We start from the raw sequence: 18792 nt of genomic DNA on the forward strand, positions 1-18792 counted from the left end.
CGCGATTCGTCAACCACGAACTCTTGCGGCGATGGCCAGACTGTGAAAATTTCCTACCAGTAACGCGGACATCAGCGGCGAATCTTGCCGCGCATCGCGCGAAACACCCGGGAGCCCCAACGAAGGGACAGACCGCATGAAAGCCACCCGACTCGGAGTCGCCGGGCTGGTCGCAGCCCTGCTCGGCACGTTCGTCACCGTCACCCCCGCGAGCGCCGCGCCCGGCGCGGCCGACACCACCAGCACCGCCACCTGCGCCGTCGACCCGGCCACCCCGAAGCGGCAGTTCCGGGCCATGTGGATCTCGTCGGTGGTCAACATCGACTGGCCCAGTAAGGCGTCCCAGACCAACCCGGACCGGATCGCGGCCCAGCAGGCCGAGTACCGCGAGCTGCTCGACCTGGCCGGGCGACTGCACCACAACGCCGTCGTGGTGCAGGTCCGGCCCACCGCCGACGCCCTCTGGCCCTCGGCGTACGAGCCCTGGTCGGAGTACCTGACCGGGGTACGCGGCCAGGACCCGGGCTGGGACCCACTGGCCTTCCTGGTCGACGAGTCGCACAAGCGGAACCTGGAGTTCCACGCCTGGTTCAACCCGTACCGCGTCTCCATGCCGGCCCCCGGCGGCGCCGGCGCCGACCTCGCCCAGCTCGCCCCCGGCCACCCGGCGCAGCAGCACCCGGACTGGACCTTCGCCTACCCGCCGGCCGGCGTGGCCGGCAGCCGGCTCTACTACAACCCGGGGATCCCGGAGGTCCGCGAGTTCGTCCAGACCGCCATGATGGACGCGGTCAAGCGGTACGACATCGACGGCGTTCACTTCGACGACTACTTCTACCCCTACCCCAGCGGCACCCACCAGGTGCCGGACGACGCGACCTTCGCGGCCCACAACCGGGGCTTCACCGACCGGGCCGACTGGCGGCGGGACAACATCAACCTGCTGATCCAGGAGATGAACGGCAAGATCAAGGCGGCGAAGCCGTGGGTGAAGTTCGGCGTCAGCCCGTTCGGCATCTGGCGTAACAAGACCGCCGACCCGCTCGGCTCGGACACCACCGGCAGCCAGTCGTACGACATCATCTCCGCCGACACCCGCAAGTGGATCAAGCAGGAGTGGATCGACTACGTGGTGCCGCAGCTCTACTGGTACATCGGCCAGTACCCGGCGGCCGACTACGCGCGCCTGGTGCCGTGGTGGGCCGAGACGGTACGCGGCACCCGCGTGCAGCTCTACATCGGCCAGGCCGACTACAAGAGCGGAGACCCGGCGTACGGGCCGTTCTGGCAGAACCCGCGTGAGCTGTCCGATCACCTGACGCTCAACCGGTCGTACCCGGAGGTGCAGGGCAACGTGCACTTCTCCGCGGTGCAGGTGCGGGCCAACCGGCTCGGCGCCACCGACATCTACGCCGCCGAGCACTACTCCCGCCCGGCGCTGGTGCCGGCCATGCCGCACCTGCCGGCCCGGCCGCTGCTCTTCCCGGTGGTCAGCCAGGCGACCCGACAGGCCGACGGGGTCCGGCTCACCTGGCGTCAGCCCGCCGACGGCGTCGGCCCGCTCGGCACCGCCACCTCGTACGCGATCTACCGGTTCGACGGCACCACGCTGCCCGGCCGGTGCGCCACGGCCGACGCCGCGCACCTGGTCGACACCGTCCGGGCCACGCCCGGCGGCGCCCAGTCCTGGGTGGACACCTCGGCCGAGCCTGGCCGGCGCTACACCTACCAGTTGACCGCGCTGGACCGCTCGGCCAACGAGAGCCCCGCGAGCCCGCCGGCATTCGTCCTGCGCTGACCCGCTTCCCTGGATGCCCCGGACGCCTCGCGCGTCCGGGGCATTCGTCTGTTTCAACGTATGTCACCAATAGTTGGCGACGCGCATACCGCCTAGTTGATCAGCTGATCGACACTCATCGACATCCGGTAACCCGCCGGTAACTTCCGTCCCACCCGCTCACCCCCGCGGAGGTAACCCGTGCCCCGACGTCTCGCCACCCTGCTCGCCTCGGGCGCGTTAGCGCTGCTCGCCACCCTCGCCATCGCCTCCCCCGCCGCCGCCGTCACCCCCGCCCAACGGCTCTCCGTGCTGTCCAGTTGGACCCAGACCAGCGCGTCCAGCTACAACTCGTGGAACAGCGCCCGGGTCAACCGGGCCCCCTGGGCCGAGTACAACTTCAACTGGTCCACCGACTACTGCTCGTCCAGCCCGGACAACCCGCTCGGCTTCACCTTCAACCTGGGCTGCTACCGGCACGACTTCGGCTACCGCAACTACAAGGCGGTCGGCCAGTTCTCCGCCAACAAGTCCCGCCTCGACAGCGCCTTCTACGAGGACCTGAAGCGCGTCTGCACCACGTACAACTCGGTCGTCCGGCCGGCCTGCTACAGCCTGGCCTGGACCTACTACCAGGCGGTCAGCATCTTCGGCTCGGTAGCGGCCGTCCAGCAGGCCGACATCGACCGCGCCGCCCGCATGAAGGCCCAAGCCGAAGCCAACGCCGCAACCCACTAACCCCCACCCCACCCCACCCCCACCCACCCTCGCACCCTCCCCCGCCCGCGTTGATCAAGAGGTTTCGGTCATCGGGAACGCGTTTCCTGACGGAAATCTCTTGATCAACAAGGGTGGGCAAGGGCGGAGCGGGGGGCGGGTGGGTTAGGCGCGTTCGGTTCGGGTGGCTGGGTGGCGGTCGGGGTCGGGGTCGGCCGGGCGGCGGGGGGTCGGTTGGGACAGGCCGGTGCTGAAGCGGGTCGAGTCGGCCGCCAGGTCCGGATGTTCCACGTCGAGTGCCAGCGCCGCGGCCTCGTCCAGCCCCAGTTCGGCACCCTCGCCGTACGCGTCGTCGAAGGCCGCGTCACCCAGCACCGCGCGCAACTCCGCCTGCTGTTCAGCCCAGTAGCCGCCGAAGATACCCGGGGTGGCACGCATGCTCGCCCGGGTGGCCTGCGCGGCCCCGAACAGTCGGGCGGCGGTCAACCGCTCCCCGCCGATCGCGCAGCGCACCGCGACCGCGTTCAGGGTGTCGCACGCCCGGCCGTGGTAGCCGTGGCCCATCCGGGAGCGCAGCGCCACCAGCAGATGCTCGTGCGCGGCGATCACGTCACCCCGGGCCAACGCGACCATCCCGAGCAGCATGTCCACCGAACGCCGGCCCCGCTCCACGGGCCGGGCCGCCTCCACCGGACGCACCGCCCCCAGCAGCTCGGCCGCCTCCTCCAGGGCGCCCCGCCGCCAGAGCAGCTCGGCCAGGCTGAACACCGCGAACAGCGCCTCGCCGACCACGTCCTGCCCGTGCGCCCAGTCGATGACCTCCCGGCACACCCGCTCGGCCTCGACGAACTGCCCCATGTCCACCAGCGGCGCGGCCCGACCGGCGAGCACCCGGGCCAGCAACCCGGCGTCGCCGGCCTGCCGGGCCGCCGCCTCCGCCCGCTGGGAGTAGCGCAGCTCCTCGGCGAACTCGCCATCGGCGCTGGCATGCAACGAGTGCATGTGGTATGCCGCCGCCAGCTCAGCCTCCGGGATCCGCTCCCCCGTCTCCGCGATCCGCCCGTACAGCCGGAACAGCCACAGCCGCCCCTCCCGGGCCAGACCCCGCTCCAGCCACCACTGGTCCAGCCCGCCAGCCAGACCGAGACCGGCGCGGGCGCTGCCGCCGGTGGCGCACCAGCGCAGCGCGGCACGCAGCTCTCCGGCCAGTGGATCGAGGGCGTACAACGACAACGTCACCGGCCGGCCGTCCTGACCCAGGTGGGCCCGGTCCAACGCGTGCGCCGACCAGGCCACGTGCCGGTCCCGAGCAGCCTGCTCCTCACCCGCCTCGGCCAACCGCCGCGCCGCGTACGCCCGGATGGGGTCGAGCATCCGGTAGGTGCTGCCGGCGGCACGCGGCTCGGCCAACACCATCGACTTGTCCACCAGGACCGAGAGCGGGTCCAGCGGATCGTCACCCAGCAGCCACTCCACCGTCGCCAGATCCACCGGGCCGGCGAAGACCGCCAGCCACCGCAGCAGGCGGGCGGCCCGGGGCCCCAGCGTCCGGTACGACCAGGTGACGGTGGCCTGCATGGTCAGGTGCCGCTCGGTGGCCGAGCGCTGCACCGCCCGGGTCGCCGGGGTGGGCGGCGACGCCCCGGCCGCCGCCGCGACCAGGTCCACGGTGTCCTGCTGGTTGCCGGACCAACCCCGCTCCACCGGCGGCGGATCCGGGTCCACCCGGCCGGCGTCCAGGGTGCCGAGGACATCGTCCAATCGCTCAGCGAGCTGGCCGACGGAGAGCACCCGCAGCCGGGCGGCGGCCAACTCGATGGCGAGCGGCAGGCCGTCCAGCCGCTGCACGACTCGGCGCAGGTCGGCGGACTCGGCCGGGTCGGGCTGCCGACCGCCGCGCGCCGCCGCCGTACGGTCCAGCAGCAGCGCCACCGCGTCGCTCTCCGCACCGTCCGCGCGTGGGTCGACCGAGAGCGGCGGAATTCGCCACACCACCTCGCCGGGCAGGCTGAACGACTCACGACTGGTGGCCAGCACCCGTACGCCGCTCCCGCCGGACAACAACCGCGCGATCACCTCCGCGCAGGCGGCCGGTTGGGTGTCGCAGGTGTCCAGTACGACCAGCATCCGGCGGTTGGCCGCGTACTCGACGAGGGTGTCCAGCATCGGCCGGCCGGGCTCGGGTCGCAGGCCGAGCACGGCGGCGATCGCGAACGCCACCAGCCCCGGGTCGGTCACCGAGGCGATGTCGACGAACCAGACCCCGTCCGGGTACGCCTCGACAACTCCGCTGGCCAACTCCACCGCGAGCCGGGTCTTGCCCGCGCCGCCCGCGCCCAGCACGGTGACCAGGCGGTGCTGTCGCACCAGCAGACCCAGCTCGATGCGCTCGGCCTGGCGGCCAACGAACGAGGTCACCTGGGTGGGCAGGTTGTGCGCCACCGCGTCGGCGGTGCGAGGCCGGGGGAACTGCCGCTCCAGGCCCGGGGCGACCAGTTGGAACAGTCGTTCCCGGTCGTCGAAGCCGCGCAGGCGGTGCAGGCCCAGGTCGAGCAGGGTCGCACCCGGCGGCAACGGCTCGGCCCGTCGTGCGGTGGACGCCGTGCAGAGCACCTGCCCGCCGTGCGCGGCGGCGGCCACCCGGGCGGCCCGGTGCACCTCCGGGCTGGCGTACTCGCCGTCGCGTGGCTCGGCATAGCCGGTGTGCAGGCCCATCCGCACCCGGGGCGCGGCTTCGGAGGTGGGCCAGTCGTGGCTGGACAATGCCCGCTGGGCGGTCAGGCACGCGGTCATCGCCGCGGTCGCTTCCTCGAAGGCCAGGAAGAACGAGTCGCCCTCGGTCAGCAGTTCCGCGCCACCTGTGCTGGCCAGCGTGCGGCGCAGCAGCCGTCGATGCTCGGCGAGCACCGGGCGGTAGTCCGGGCCGAGCAGCTGGGCCAGCCGCGTCGAGCCCTCAATATCGGTGAACACGAAGGTCACCCAACCGCTCGGGAGCTGGATCCGTGGCGACATGCGAGGAACCTCCGCCCGTGACGTCGGGTTCATGCTGCCTGAGTCCGAACGATCACGCATCGTGAGAACGGCCGGGCAGGTGCCGCCTCAACGTGCCACTCGGACCCGCTCCCGGCAAGGCTGGACCACCAGGCGGCGGCGAATTGGCCCGATCAGCAGCCGCAGGCACCGCCGCAGCAGCCACCGGCGGCGGGTGCCGGAGCACCACCGGCGGCACCACCCCGGCCGGTGACCGCGACCGCGGAAAGAAGCTTGACCGTGTCGGCGTGTCCCTGTGGGCAGCTGGCCGGCTCACCGGCCGCCGCCATCGAACGGTTGACCTCGAAGGTGTCGCCGCAGGCGCGGCAGCGGAACTCGTACCGGGGCATGCCACCCAGGGTACGTGGATCTGACGGTTGGCGGAGCATGGGTGATACTCGACGAGTGGTGGACGGCGAGGACGACACGCGAGTGCAACCGTTACGACCGGCCGCGCCGCTGGACGGGCCGCTCGAAGGCTCGGGGGCCGCGCCCGATCCGGTACGCAAGGTGCCCCGCCCCCGCCGCCCCTGGCTGAGTGGGCGTTCCGCGGACGCACCGAGCACGCCGGCGGTCACCGCGTCGACCACGCCACCGGTCACCGCGTCGACTCCGCCGGCGGCCGAGCCCACCGCGACCGACACCGCCGGGTCCGACGTGGACGCGAACGCCACCGGCACGAAGGTCCCGGCCGAGCCCGCCTCGACCGCTGGCCCGACGACCGCCCCCCAAACCGAGGCACCCAAGGCCGAGGATCTGAAGGCCGAAGCCGCCAAGGCCGACGCCACGAAGGCCGATGCCGCCAAGGTCGAGGACCCGAAGGCGGAGGGCAGCGTCAGTGGCCCGGCCGCGCCGAAGACGGCCGGCGCGTCGAGCGTCGACACGCCGGCTGACGAAGCGAAGACCGGTGCCGCGGATCCGGCGAAGACCACTGTGGATGAGCTACCGGCCGTGCCGGCGTCCGACCCGGCCCGCCGGCGGCGGGTGCAGTTCGCGCACGCGGTACGGCTGCCGCCGCGCCGGGCAGCCGCAGCCGCGGCCCGGGCGACCCGGGCCTGGGCTCGCCGGCCGAGTGGTCGGCTGACCCTGCCCGGCGTCTTCCTGCTGGCGCTGGTCGCCGCGACCGCCGCGGCGGGAGCGCTGCTCGTCCCGGCCGCGATCCGCGCACCGCGCCCGGTCGCGGTCGACGCCTCGGCCACACCGACCGGGGTCGCACCGTCGGCGGCGCCGTCCGGCCTGCCCACCGGGCCGCTGCCCACCCTCCCACTGCCCAGCGGCGGGTTGCCCGGCAACGGGCTACCGACCGGGTCGGTGATCGGTGGCCGACCGTCGGACGCCCTGGCCGGCTGGGCGCAGCAGGTCGGTGCCAAGGTCGGCATCCCCGCGGTCGCCATGCAGGCGTACGGCTACGCCGAGCTGGTGCTCGCCCAGAACAACCGCAGCTGCGCGCTGAGCTGGACCACGCTGGCCGCGATCGGTCACGTCGAATCGGGACACGGCTCGGCCAACGGCGCGCGGTTGGGGCAGGACGGCAAGGCACTGCCCAACATCATCGGGCTGCCGCTGGACGGCAAGGAGGGTCGGATGCGGATCATCGACACCGACCGTGGGGAGCTGGACGGGGACGGGGTCCTCGACCGTGCGATCGGGCCGATGCAGTTCATCCCGACCACCTGGAAGGAGATCGGCGCGGACGCCGACAACGACGGCCGCAAGGACCCGCACGACCTGGACGACGCCGCCCTGGCAGCGGGAAACTACCTCTGCAAGGGTGGCCGGAATTTGAGCATTCCGGGCGACTGGTGGAACGCGATCCTCTCCTACAACGACGTACGGCGGTACGCCCAGGACGTCTACGACACCGCTAACCGGTACGGACGGGCCAGTCGGTTGTGAAGTGATCGTCTCGATACGTTGGAGAACTGGACACTTCCCCCGGGCCTCTGTTAGCGGCAAGCTAGACGGGTGATGGTGCGCGAGTGGGACCCCAGGACCGCGTCGTCCGCCGAGATCGCGTCGCTGCTGGCCACGCTGAACGCGGTCCTGGCGGCCGATCTGCCGCAGGACCCGCCCTGGCGGGAGACTTCGCTGCGGGAATACCTTGCCGAGGTGATGCCCGGCGAGCGGCGGATTTCCTGGATCGCCCAGGCCGAGCCGACCACCACGGGCGGCACGGGCGCGGTGGTCGGCCAGGTGCACGTACTCCTTCTGGGTGACATCGGGGTGCTCGAGGTGCTGGTGCACCCGTCCGCGCGGCGCACCGGTCTCGGCCGTGACCTGGTGCTGCGTGCCGCGCGCCGGGTCTACCAGGAGGGCTTCCGGTCAATCGGGGTCGAGGTCGTCGGCGACACGCCCGCGGTCGGTTTCTACGAGTCCCTCGGCTTCAACCGGGAGTACGTGGAGACGCGCAGCGTGCTCGACCTGAGCGCGGTCGACTGGGCCGAGCTGGCCGAGATGGCCACCGGCATCGGGGCGGGCTACCAGCTGGAGTTCTTCCCGGGCGGGCCGCCGGACGACCTGATCGAGGCGTACGCGCGGGCCAAGGCCGAGGTGCGCGACGTCGACGACGGTGAGCTGCGACCCAGCTCCTACGACCCGGAGCGGCTGCGCGACAGCCTCGACACGCTGCACCGGCGGGGCATGAAGCCGTACATCGTGCTCGCCCGGCACGAGCAGAGCGGCGAGGTGGCCGGCCTGACCGAGGTGGTGGTGCCGGCGCAGCACCCGACCCGCGCCGACCAGTACGACACGATCGTCGCGCAGGATCACCGGGGTTACGGCATCGATCGGGCGATCAAGGCCCGGATGCTGCTGGAGCTGCGCTCCGCCGAGCCGGAGCTGATCGAGGTGCAGACCTGGAACGCGCAGGCCAACGAGGCGATGCTCAAGGTCAACGCGGAGCTGGGCTACCGCCCCGACCGGGACTGGTGCGAATACAGCGTCGACGTCGCTGAGCTGGTGCACCGCCTCGATCCGCCGCGCTGAGGAATTCACGAAACTGTCCATTAGGGGATGGACGGTGGACAGCCGCGCACCTTAACGTGCGTTGACCCCCATCCACCCATCGTGGAGGCCCTATGCGCCCGCGCCGCTCAATCGCCGCGCTCGCGACCGCCACCGCCGCCGTGACCGTCACGGCGCTCGGCGTCGCACCCACCGCGGCCAGCGCCGCGCCCACCGACCTGTTCATCTCGGAGTACGTCGAGGGTTCGTCGAACAACAAGGCGATCGAGCTGTTCAACGGCACGGGCGCCGCCGTCGACCTGACGGCCGGCGGCTACCAGTTGCAGCTCTACTTCAACGGCTCCACCACGGCCACCACGATCGCCCTGACCGGCAGCGTGGCGGCCGGTGACGCGTTCGTGTTCGCCAGCGCGTCGGCCGGGGCCGCCATCCTCGCCCAGGCCGACCAGACCACCGGTGCGAGCCTCTTCAACGGTGACGACGCGATAGTGCTGCGCCGGGGCACCACCGTGCTCGACTCGATCGGCCAGGTGGGCCTCGATCCGGGCACCGAGTGGGGCGCCGGCGTCACCAGCACCGCGGACAACACAGTGCGCCGGTTGCCGAGCGTGACCGCTGGCGACACCGACCCGTCGGACGCGTTCGACCCGGCCACCCAGTGGGCCGGCTTCCCCGTCGACACGTTCGACGGGCTGGGCGCGCACACCGTGGACGGCGGTGGCCCGGTCGACGTGCCGGCCACGCTGACCTGTGGTGGGCCGCTGGTCACCGCCGCCGGCACGGCCGCGAGCCGCGAGGTGACCGCCGCCGACCCCGACGACACGATCGTCGACCTGGCGGTGACCGCGATCAGCCCGAGCCCGACCTCCGGCTCGATCACCCGCACCACGTTCACTCCGGCGGACGGGGTGGGCGGCACCGCCCGCGCCACGGTCGGCGTGAGCGCCGACCTGGCCGCCGGGGCGTACACCGTCACCCTCACCGCGACCGACGCGGACGGTGGCAACGCCAGCTGCGCGCTGGCCGTGCAGGTGACCCGGGAGTTGACCGTCGGCGAGGTGCAGGGTCCGACCACCGACGCCGAGTCCGGTCCGACCGACCGGTCACCGCTCGCACCGGCGAGCGGCAACGGCACGAGCAGCACGCTGTACGACGTACGCGGCGTGATCACCCAGCTGACCCTGGCCCGCACCTCGGCCGGGGCGGCGCAGCACGGGTTCTTCCTGCAGAGCCGCGTCGGTGACACCGACGGCGACCCGACCAGCTCCGACGGCATCTTCGTCTTCATGGGCACGTTCACCTCGCTGATCGGCGGTTACGTGCCGACGGTCGGCGACGAGGTCGTACTGCGGGCCCGGGTGTCGGAGTACTACAACTTCACCCAGCTCTCCGGCGCGTCGCTGGTCCGTCGGATCGGCGGCGGCCTGGCCGTGGACACCGCGGTCGCGGTGACCGACGCGGTGCCGCCGGCCGTGCTGACCGACGCGCAGCGCTTCTGGGAGCGGCACGAGGGCTCCCGCATGCGGGTACGCGCGGGCAGCGGCGCGGTGAGCGGCCGGGACGTCTTCTCCTCCACCGCCGACGCCGAGCTGTGGGTGGTCGACCGCGACGACCCGCTGCTGGACCGCGTCGACCCGTACTCGCGGCGGGTCTTCCGGGATTCACACCCGCTGGACAACGACCCGACCCGCCGCTTCGACGACGGCAACGGCCAGCGGACGCTGCTCGGCAGCATGGGCGTGAAGGCCACCGCCGGGGACAGCGCCGCGCTGCTCCCGCCGGCGCACACCTTCGACACGCTGCGGGCGGACGCGGTGGGCGGGGTCTACTACTCGTTCGAGAAGTACGGCGTCCAGGTCGAGCGGGCGGAGTTCGCTGCCGGGGCCGACCCGTCGAAGAACAGCCCGCCCAAGCCGGCCGACCGGTCGCAGGAGGTGGCCGTGGCCACCTACAACGTGGAGAACCTGTACGACTACCGCGACGACCCGTTCGACGGCTGCGACTTCGCCGGCAACGCCGGCTGCGTCGGCGTCGACCCGCCGTTCGACTACGTTCCGGGCAGCGAGGTGGAATACCGCGAGCAGTTGGCGGCGCTCGCCGACCAGATCGTGAAGGACCTGCACGCACCGGACCTGATCCTGGTGCAGGAGGCCGAGGACCAGGACATCTGCACGGTCTCCGGGGCGGCGCTGAGCTGCGGCGACACCAACAACGCCGATGGCGCTCCGGACAGCATTCAGGAGCTGGCGCTCACCGTGGCGGCGGCCGGCGGGCCCGCGTACGCCGCCGCCTATGACCGGACCGGCGCGGACGCCCGCGGTATCACCGCCGCCTTCCTGTACCGCACGGACCGGGTGTCGCTGGCGGCCGCGACGGCGAATGACCCCCTGCTGGGCTCGGCACCGACCGTTCAGTACCGGGCTGCGGGGCTGCCGGCCAACGCGGACGTGCAGAACCCGAAGGCCCTCAACGCGGTGTTGCCGGCGGATGTGGACACCTCGACCGGTCGGGACGGAAACAACGTCTTCACCCGTGCTCCGCAGTTGGGCAAGTTCAGCGTGGCCGCGGCACCCGACTCGACCGAGCGGTTCACCCTGTACGCGCTGAGCAACCACTACTCCTCCGGCCCGGACAGCCGGGTCGGGCAGCGGCGGGAGCAGGCGCGCTACGGCGCGGCGATCGTCACGGCGATCGAGGCGGCCGACCAGGCCGCCCGGGTCGTCTACGGCGGGGACCTCAATGTCTTCCCCCGCCCGGACGATCCCATCGCCACCGGCGAGCAGCCCACGCCGTCGGATCAGCTCGCCCCGCTCTACGAGGCGGGCCTGCGCAACCTGTGGGACAACCTCGTCGCGGACGCGCCGGCCTCCGCCTACTCGTACAGCTTCGAGGGGCAGGCGCAGACTCTCGACCACCTCTTCGTCAACGAGGCGTTCTACGGCGACCTGGTGCAGGTGCGGGCGGCGCACATCAACGCCGACTGGCCGGCGGAGTTCGCCGGTGACGGGTCACGGGGTTCCAGTGACCACGACCCGCAGGTGGCCCGGTTCCGGTCCCGTGCGTCGTTGACCGTTACCGACGTGAAGGTGGCCGAGGGCAACCAGGGCACCCAGCAGCTCACCTTCAGCGCCACCGTGTCCCGGCCGCTGTCCCAGTCGGTGCTGCTCTGCGCCGCCACCGTCGGGCTCACGGCACAGGCGGGCTCGGACTTCGACCCGTACGCCGGCTGCAAGGTGTTGGCCGCCGGGCAGACGTCGGTGGCGTTCCCGGTGACGGTGCGCGGTGACCGCAAGCGGGAGGCGGACGAGAAGTTGACGCTGTTGGTGGCCGGCGTGCCCGGCCTGCGGCTGGCCGACCCACTTGCGACCGGAACGATCAACAACGACGACTGATCGTGGCAGGTGGTCGACGACGGCCCGCCGCCCCCAGTGGGGTTCGGCGGGCCGTCGTCCATCCTGCGTCAGCGGTACCGCCAGAGCTGTGGCGGCGGCGGATCGCCGCGGTGCCTGGCTACCCGCACCTCCCATTGGCTGCGCCGACGCATCGCGTCCCGGACCTCCCGATTGCGGTAGAACGTCTCGGGCGGGCGAGCCAGCCCGTAGATGTCCGCCCACCACTCCCCCGGCTCCGGGTCAAGGATGGTGTCCAGGTGCGACGGGTAGCGGCGCCCCGCACCGTCGCGCGTGTCTTCCCAGTCCCGCATCGGCCTCAGCACCCGGCCGAACTCGTCGACGACGGCCAGCCGACATCCGACGGCCCCGACGATCCGGCGGAGCAGCTCAATGCTCGGAACAGTCCGACCGGCCTCGATTCGGCCAATGGTCGCATGGTGCACCCTCGCCCATTGGGCCAGCTCACGTTGGCTCAGGTCGGCGTGACGACGGATCGCGCGGACGATGCCAACGACCGGCCATGGGGTGTCGGAGGGCTCGCTGAGTATGACTTTCCGCTGCGCGATGCTGGGGCTCGGACCGTCGCGGATCCAGCTGTCGGCGCTGGGTGCATCCGGGGGTGTCGGTGAGTCGTCCATGCCGCCACCGTCCCGGCTCGCTCCGTTGCTCGCAGCCCCGTTTCCCGGGCCTGTGGACAACGGCGGGACCTGTGGACAACCGGACGCCCGTCACCGCAGGGAAGGTGGCTCCCGCACGGCCGGCGAAACCGTGGGTATCGAGCAGCACGTCATCACCGCAAAGGGGAGCAGGAACCCAACCCCCGACCCTTTGCCTTTGCCTTTGCCTTTGCCTTTGCCTTTGCTCTGCACCCCGATATGCACCGGTCACGGTCCGTAGCCGTCGCGTCCGCGGGTGCAGAGCAAAGGCAGGCGTGGAGGCGTCGGGGCCAGGGATCCGCGAGACGACCGCCGAGGGGCCAGGAATCCGCCAGACGAGACGGCGTCGAGGCCAGGAATGCGCCAGACGAGACCCGGAGTCAAGCCGTCAAGGCCACGTCCGGTGCCGCTTCACCGCGCGCGCCACCAGCGGCGCGCGGCAGCCGATGGTCGCAGGCGGGCCGCTCAGTAGCGCTGGCGGAGCAGGCCGGCGGCCTCGACGGCCCAGTAGGTGAGGATGACCTGCGCGCCGGCTCGCTTGATCGAGGTGAGCGTCTCCAGCATCACCCGCTCCCGGTCGATCCAGCCGTTCGCGGCGGCCGCCTCGACCATCGCGTACTCACCGGAAACCTGGTAGGCGGCGACCGGGACGTCCACCGCGGCCCGGACCGCCGACACCACGTCGAGGTAGGGCAGCGCCGGCTTGACCATCACCAGGTCGGCGCCCTCGGCGACGTCCAACGCGACCTCGCGCAGCGACTCCCGCAGATTGGCCGGATCCTGCTGGTAGGTGCGCCGGTCGCCCTCCAGCGCCGACTCCACCGCCTCGCGGAACGGGCCGTAGAAGGCGGAGGCGTACTTGACGGCGTACGCCAGCACGGAAACGTCCTGGTACCCGGCGGCGTCGAGCGCCCGGCGTACCACGCCGACCTGGCCGTCCATCATTCCGGACGGCCCGACCATGCCGACCCCGGCAGCGGCCTGGGCCACCGCCATCTCGGCGTACGCGGCCAGGGTGGAGTCGTTGTCGACCTCGCCGTCGGGGGTGAGCAACCCACAGTGCCCGTGCGAGGTGAACTCGTCGAGGCACAGGTCGCTCATCACCACCGTGGCGTCGCCCACCTCGGCCACCACGTCGCGGATGGCGACGTTGAGGATGCCGTTCGGGTCGATGCCGCCGGAGCCGGTCGGGTCCCGCTGCTCCGGCACGCCGAAGAGCATGATCCCGCCGACACCGGCCTGGACCGCCTCGACCGCCGCCTTGCGCAGCGAGTCCCGGGAGTGCTGGAGCACCCCCGGGAGCGACGAAATGGCCCGGGGCTCGGTGAGCCCTTCCTTGACGAACATCGGCACGACCAGCTCGGCCGGGTCGACCCGGGTCTCGGACACCAACCGGCGGACCGCCGGGGTGCGGCGCAGCCGGCGGGGCCGGATCTCGGGGTACGACATGGAAGGGCCTCCTCGAACGACTACCGGAAGCGCAGGGCGGTCGGCCCCTGCACCTTCGAGCCACGGCGCTGCTTGGCCGGCATGGCGGCCAGCTTCTCGCGCAGCTCGACGGCGTAGGCGGCGAGCGCCTCCACCAGGTCGGGCACCGAGGCGTGCGGCGGCTGCACGTCGACCCGCAGGCCGAACTCCGTCGCGGTCTCCGCCGTCTTGGGCCCAATAACGGCAACAACGGTCCGGGCGTGCGGCTTCCCGGCGATGCCGACCAGGTTGCGCACGGTGGAGGACGAGGTGAAGAGCACCGCGTCGAAGCCGCCCGACTTGATCGCGTCGCGGATCTCGGCGGGCGGCGGCGCGGCCCGCACCGTCCGGTACGCGGTCACGTCGTCGACCTCCCAGCCGCGCTCGGTGAGCCCGGCGGCGAGCGTCTCGGTGGCGATGTCGGCGCGCGGCAGCAGCACCCGGCCTACCGGGTCGAGGATCTCGTCGTGCGGCGAGAACTCGGCCAGCAGACCCTCGGAGGACTGCTCCCCGGCGGGGATCAGCTCCGGCTGGATGCCGAACGCGCGGACCGCGTCCGCCGTGGCCTCACCGATGCAGGCGATCTTGACGCCGCCGAAATGCCGGGCGTCGAGGCCGTGCTCGGCGAACTTCTCCCAGACCGCGCGGACCGCGTTCACCGACGTGAAGATCACCCAGGCGTACCGACCGTCGACCAGGCCCTTGACCGCCCGCTCCATCTGCGCCGGGGTGCGCGGCGGCTCGACCGCGATGGTCGGCACCTCGCACGGGATCGCCCCGTACGCGCGCAGCCGGGCGCTCATTGCGCCGGCTTGCTCCTTGGTCCGGGGTACGAGCACCTTCCAGCCGTACAGCGGGCGGTTCTCCCACCAGCTCAGCTTGTCGCGCTGCCCCACGCCGACACCGACGGTGAGCACCACCCGGCCGGTGAAGCCGAGCGCGGCGGCCACGAAGCTGTCCACGGTCGACGTGGTCGTGTACTGGGTCTCGCCGGTGCCGTCGCCGGTCACCCCGACACCGGTGGTGCCGTCGACCCCGGCGGCGAGCAGCCCGTCCCGGACGGCGGCGAGATCACCGGCGTCCACGGCGAGCGCGAGCGAACCCCGGCCGACCGCCGTGGCCAGCGCCTCGAAGTCCAGTGCGCTGACGTCCTCGACGTCGGCGGCCGTACGCACACCCGGCAGCGGAACCCCGGCGTAGGTGGCCACACCCTCGGCCTGGCCGACGCCGGGCACCACCTCGAAGTGGGCGGCGGTGCGGGCCACCGCCTGCACCTCCTTGACCACCGAGTCGTGCCCGAACGGGTCGCCGGCGACCAGGTGCACCGCGTTCAGCCCGGAGCGGGCCGCGGAGATCAGCACCTTCGCCACGTCCCCCGGCGCGCCCTCGGCCGGGGTGAACTCGGCATCGTCCCTGGCCTCGGCGCGAACGACGGTGAGCAACGACTCCGGGACTCCCCGGTCGTAGATCACCTGGTCGGCGTCGACCAGGGCGTCGTGGGCCCGACGGGTCAGCAGGCCCGGGTCACCGGGGCCAGCCCCGACGAACGCGATACGGCCGACGGGCTTACGGGTGCGGGTCATTCTGTGCTCCCAAATTGCTGGGTCCCCGGGCCGGTGTGTCCTTCGTGGCCGAGGATCGAGTCGGCGCCGAGGTCGAGGAGTTCGGCGGCGAGTGCCTTACCGATCTCCGCCGCGTCGGCGGGCGTTCCGGTGCGGGACAGCCGGAGGTCACGCGTGCCGTCCGGGCTGATCACCGCCCCGCGCAGGTAGATCTCATCGCCGGTCTCGCCTTCGGCGAGTTCGGCATAGGCGGCGACGGGTGCGCTGCACCCGGCCTCCAGGGTTGCCAGAAACGCGCGTTCCGCGGTGACCGCGGCACGCGACGGTGCGTGGTCGAGCACCGCGAGCAGCTCGACCAGGTCCTGGTCGTCGACCCGGCACTCCACGGCCAGCGCACCCTGAGCGGGCGCGGGCAGCATCAGCATCGGGTCCAACGACTCGGTGATCACGTCGAGCCGGCCGAGTCGGGCCAGACCGGCCCGGGCCAGGACGACGGCGTCGAGGTCGGCCTCGGGGCCGAGCACCCGCCCCAGGCGGGTGTCGACGTTGCCGCGGATCGGGGTGACCTCCAGTTGCAGGCCGAGGGCGTGCAACTGGGCGATCCGGCGCAACGCGCCGGTGCCCACGGTGGCTCCGGGCGGCAGTTCGGCGAGCGTCCGGCCGTGGCGGGCCACCAACGCGTCGCGCGGGTCCTGCCGGGCCGGCACCGCCGCGATGTGCAGCCCACCGGCGGCGGCCGTGGGCAGATCCTTGTACGAGTGCACCGCGAAGTCGATCGTCCTGGCGGTCAGCGCGTCGCGCAGTGCGGAGACGAACACCCCGACGCCCAGCCGGTGCACCGGCGCGTTGGAGCGGTCGCCCGCGGTGACCACCTCGACCAGCTCGACCGGGCGGCCGGTGGCGGCAGTCACCGCCTCGGCGACCTGGCCGGACTGGGCCATCGCCAGGGCGCTGCCCCGGGTGCCGAGGCGCAGGGGGGCGGTCATCGCGCACCTCCGGTGGGTGGGGTCGGTTCGGCGGCGTCGGCTCCGGACACCGGGTCGGTGCCGGGGAGTGCCATGCCGAGGTCAGGGGTCAACACGTCCGGGACGGTGTCCACCGGCGAGGTCTGCGGCACCTCGAGGTCGAACAGCTCGCGCAGCAGTGCCGCGTACTGGTCGCCGCCGGGCTCCGCGGCCAGCTGGCGGACCTTGACGGTGGGCTGGTGCAGCAGCCGCTGCACGACCCGGTGCACCGTGCGGGCCACCTCGGCCCGCAGGTCGTCGCCGAGGTCGGGGCGACGCTGGGCCAGTCGGCGCAGCTCGGCGGTGACCACGTCGTCGGCCCGGCCGCGCAGCGCGGCCACGGTTGGTGCCACGTCGGCGCCGCGTAGCCAGGTGAGGAAGCTCTCCACCTCGCTGAGCACGATGCGTTCGACGGCTGCGGCGTCGGCAGCCGCCGGGCCGTCGGCGAGCAGCGTCGCCATCCGGTCGATGTCGATCACCTCGACGCCGGGGAGTTCGGCGACTCCCTCCTCGACGTCGCGCGGAACGGCCAGGTCGAGCAGGACCAGCGGACCCCGGGTCGGGTCGCGTTCGGCCAGCGCCGTGGTGACCACCGCCCGGGTGAGGACCGGTTCGGTGGACGCGGTGGCGGCCACTACGATGTCCACTGTGGAGAGGGTGTCGGCCAGCTCGGTCATCGGCGCGGCACTCGCCCCGTACGACTCGGCGAGCCGGACGGCCCGGTCGGCGCCCCGGTTGCTGACGGTGAGCGGCCCGGCGCCCAGCCGGGACAGCGTGGCCACCCCGAGCGAACCCATCGCGCCGGCGCCGACCACCAGGGCCGGGTGGCCGACGAGGTCGCCGTCGAGGTGCCCGGCGGCCAGCTCCAGCGCGGCGGTGACGACGCTCTGGCCGGCCCGGTCGATGCCGGTCTCGGCGTGGGCCCGCTTGCCGACCCGCAACGCCTGCTGCATCAGCTCGTGCAGCAGCCGGCCGGCCGAGTCGGCGCCGGTGGCCCAGTGGTACGCGTCGCGCAGCTGGCCGAGGATCTGCGCCTCGCCCACCACCATCGAGTCCAGCCCGGTGGCGACCCGGAAGACGTGGTCCACGGCCGCGGTGTCGTAGTGCACGTACAGGTGGCTGGCGAGCGCCGTCGGCGAGCTGCCGGCCTGCTCGGCCAGCACGGCGCAGACGTCACCGAGCCCACCGTGGAAACCGGACACGGCGGCGTAGACCTCCACGCGGTTGCAGGTGGAGACGATCACCGCCTCGGCGACGTACGGCTGGGCGACCAGGCGGTCCAGGGTGCGGGTCAGGTCGGCGGGGGGCACGGCCAGCTGCTCCAGCGTGGCGACCGGGGCGGTCCGGTAGGACGCGCCGACGACGAGCAGTTTCACGTGCCGATCGCCTCCTGGGTGTCGGTGGCCGCGAACCCGCCGGGCAGGGCGGTGAGAGCGGACCCGCCGGTGGCGGGCAGCGCGGTCAGCGACGCCTTGCGGTGCTCGTGGAAGGACAGAATCTGCAGCTCGATGGCGAGGTCGACCTTGCGCACGTCGACCCCCTCCGGAACCGAGAGTACGCACGGCGCAAAGTTGAGGATGCTCGTCACGCCGACGGCGACCAGTTGGTCGGCGACCTGCTGGGCGGCGGCGGCCGGGGTGGCGATCACGCCGATCGCGAGGGATTCCTCCGCGGCGACCGTCGGCAGGTCGTCGACATGCCGGACTACCAGGCCGTTGATCTCCTCACCGACCCGGGAGGGGTCGGCGTCGAGCAGCGCGGCGATCCGGAAGCCCCGGCTGGCGAAGCCGTCGTAGCCGGCCAGAGCGTGACCGAGATTACCCACGCCGACCAGGGCGACCGCCCGGCGTTGGGTGAGCCCGAGCACATACTCGATCTGCTCGATCAGCAGCGCGACGTCGTAGCCGACGCCCCGGGTGCCGTACGAGCCGAGGTGGGAGAGGTCCTTGCGGAGCTTGGCGGAGTTGACCCCGGCGGCGGCGGAGAGCCCTTCGCTGGAGACCGTCTCGTGCCCGGTGTCGGCGAGGTTGTGCAGCGCGCGCAGGTACTCCGGAAGCCGAGCGACGGTCGCCTCGGGCAGATCCGGGAGCGCCGGTACGGCACCGGCGCGGCCGGGCGCGCCTGGGTGACGGTGCTGACTCATGAGACTCCGTGCGGTGCGATCCTCGGCCAACTCCGCTGGTCGGCCGTTTCTGGACTCCCGCTGGCGACCGAGGTTGCCGG

General features: G+C 72.5%; 13 protein-coding genes. 5 read left to right on the forward strand and 8 right to left on the reverse strand.

Annotated elements, in window-relative coordinates:
- Positions 1 to 136: 136 nt before the first annotated feature.
- Both AC5L30_RS12175 and AC5L30_RS12180 read left to right on the forward strand, forming a co-directional pair.
- Positions 137 to 1798 carry a glycoside hydrolase family 10-like protein gene (locus AC5L30_RS12175; protein WP_494867238.1) on the forward strand — a complete coding sequence of 554 codons (1662 nt, stop codon included), beginning with the start codon at positions 137 to 139 and terminating at the stop codon, positions 1796 to 1798.
- A gap of 180 nt (positions 1799 to 1978) precedes the next feature.
- Positions 1979 to 2515: a phospholipase gene (locus AC5L30_RS12180; protein WP_357190242.1), complete on the forward strand. Its 537-nt coding sequence runs from the start codon at positions 1979 to 1981 to the stop codon at positions 2513 to 2515.
- 144 nt (positions 2516 to 2659) lie between these two features.
- Here AC5L30_RS12180 and AC5L30_RS12185 read toward each other — a convergent pair whose 3' ends face one another.
- A complete protein-coding gene (locus AC5L30_RS12185) occupies positions 2660 to 5506 on the reverse strand; it encodes an ATP-binding protein (RefSeq protein WP_494867239.1) in 2847 nt (948 codons plus the stop codon).
- A 152-nt stretch (positions 5507 to 5658) separates the two neighbouring features.
- Positions 5659 to 5874: an FmdB family zinc ribbon protein gene (locus AC5L30_RS12190; protein ID WP_327042027.1), complete on the reverse strand. Its 216-nt coding sequence runs from the start codon at positions 5872 to 5874 to the stop codon at positions 5659 to 5661.
- A 37-nt stretch (positions 5875 to 5911) separates the two neighbouring features.
- Between AC5L30_RS12190 and AC5L30_RS12195 the strand changes: the two genes are divergently transcribed.
- The 3 genes from AC5L30_RS12195 to AC5L30_RS12205 all read left to right on the forward strand — a co-directional run bounded on the left by AC5L30_RS12195 (position 5912) and on the right by AC5L30_RS12205 (position 11880).
- Entirely contained in the window at positions 5912 to 7420 is a 1509-nt protein-coding gene (locus tag AC5L30_RS12195; protein WP_494867241.1) for a lytic transglycosylase domain-containing protein, read from the forward strand.
- Between the two features lie 72 nt (positions 7421 to 7492).
- Positions 7493 to 8509 carry a GNAT family N-acetyltransferase gene (locus tag AC5L30_RS12200; protein ID WP_494867659.1) on the forward strand — a complete coding sequence of 339 codons (1017 nt, stop codon included), beginning with the start codon at positions 7493 to 7495 and terminating at the stop codon, positions 8507 to 8509.
- A gap of 92 nt (positions 8510 to 8601) precedes the next feature.
- Positions 8602 to 11880: a lamin tail domain-containing protein gene (locus AC5L30_RS12205; protein WP_494867242.1), complete on the forward strand. Its 3279-nt coding sequence runs from the start codon at positions 8602 to 8604 to the stop codon at positions 11878 to 11880.
- Between the two features lie 68 nt (positions 11881 to 11948).
- Here the strand turns inward: AC5L30_RS12205 and AC5L30_RS12210 are convergent, their stop codons facing one another.
- The 6 genes from AC5L30_RS12210 to AC5L30_RS12235 all read right to left on the reverse strand — a co-directional run bounded on the left by AC5L30_RS12210 (position 11949) and on the right by AC5L30_RS12235 (position 18712).
- On the reverse strand, positions 11949 to 12518 hold the full coding sequence (locus AC5L30_RS12210; protein WP_494867243.1) for a helix-turn-helix transcriptional regulator: 570 nt from the start codon (positions 12516 to 12518) through the stop codon (positions 11949 to 11951).
- Between the two features lie 483 nt (positions 12519 to 13001).
- The gene (gene hemB / locus AC5L30_RS12215) at positions 13002 to 13985 is read right to left on the reverse strand and encodes a porphobilinogen synthase (protein WP_334498500.1); all 984 of its coding nucleotides are present in this window, start codon (positions 13983 to 13985) and stop codon (positions 13002 to 13004) included.
- Between the two features lie 20 nt (positions 13986 to 14005).
- Positions 14006 to 15586 (reverse strand): bifunctional uroporphyrinogen-III C-methyltransferase/uroporphyrinogen-III synthase, encoded by a 1581-nt coding sequence (locus tag AC5L30_RS12220; RefSeq protein WP_112584249.1) that lies wholly within the window; start codon positions 15584 to 15586, stop codon positions 14006 to 14008.
- Positions 15583 to 16551 (reverse strand): hydroxymethylbilane synthase, encoded by a 969-nt coding sequence (hemC, locus tag AC5L30_RS12225; RefSeq protein WP_494867245.1) that lies wholly within the window; start codon positions 16549 to 16551, stop codon positions 15583 to 15585. The genes AC5L30_RS12220 and hemC overlap by 4 nt, the downstream gene beginning before the upstream one ends.
- Positions 16548 to 17945, reverse strand: a complete 1398-nt coding sequence (locus tag AC5L30_RS12230) for a glutamyl-tRNA reductase (protein ID WP_494867247.1) — start codon at positions 17943 to 17945, stop codon at positions 16548 to 16550. The genes hemC and AC5L30_RS12230 overlap by 4 nt, the downstream gene beginning before the upstream one ends.
- Positions 17942 to 18712, reverse strand: coding sequence for a redox-sensing transcriptional repressor Rex (locus tag AC5L30_RS12235; protein WP_030329747.1), 771 nt, complete (start codon positions 18710 to 18712; stop codon positions 17942 to 17944). Before AC5L30_RS12235 ends, AC5L30_RS12230 begins: the two co-directional genes overlap by 4 nt.
- Positions 18713 to 18792: the final 80 nt, after the last annotated feature.

This window comes from Micromonospora sp. BQ32, assembly GCF_059358895.1.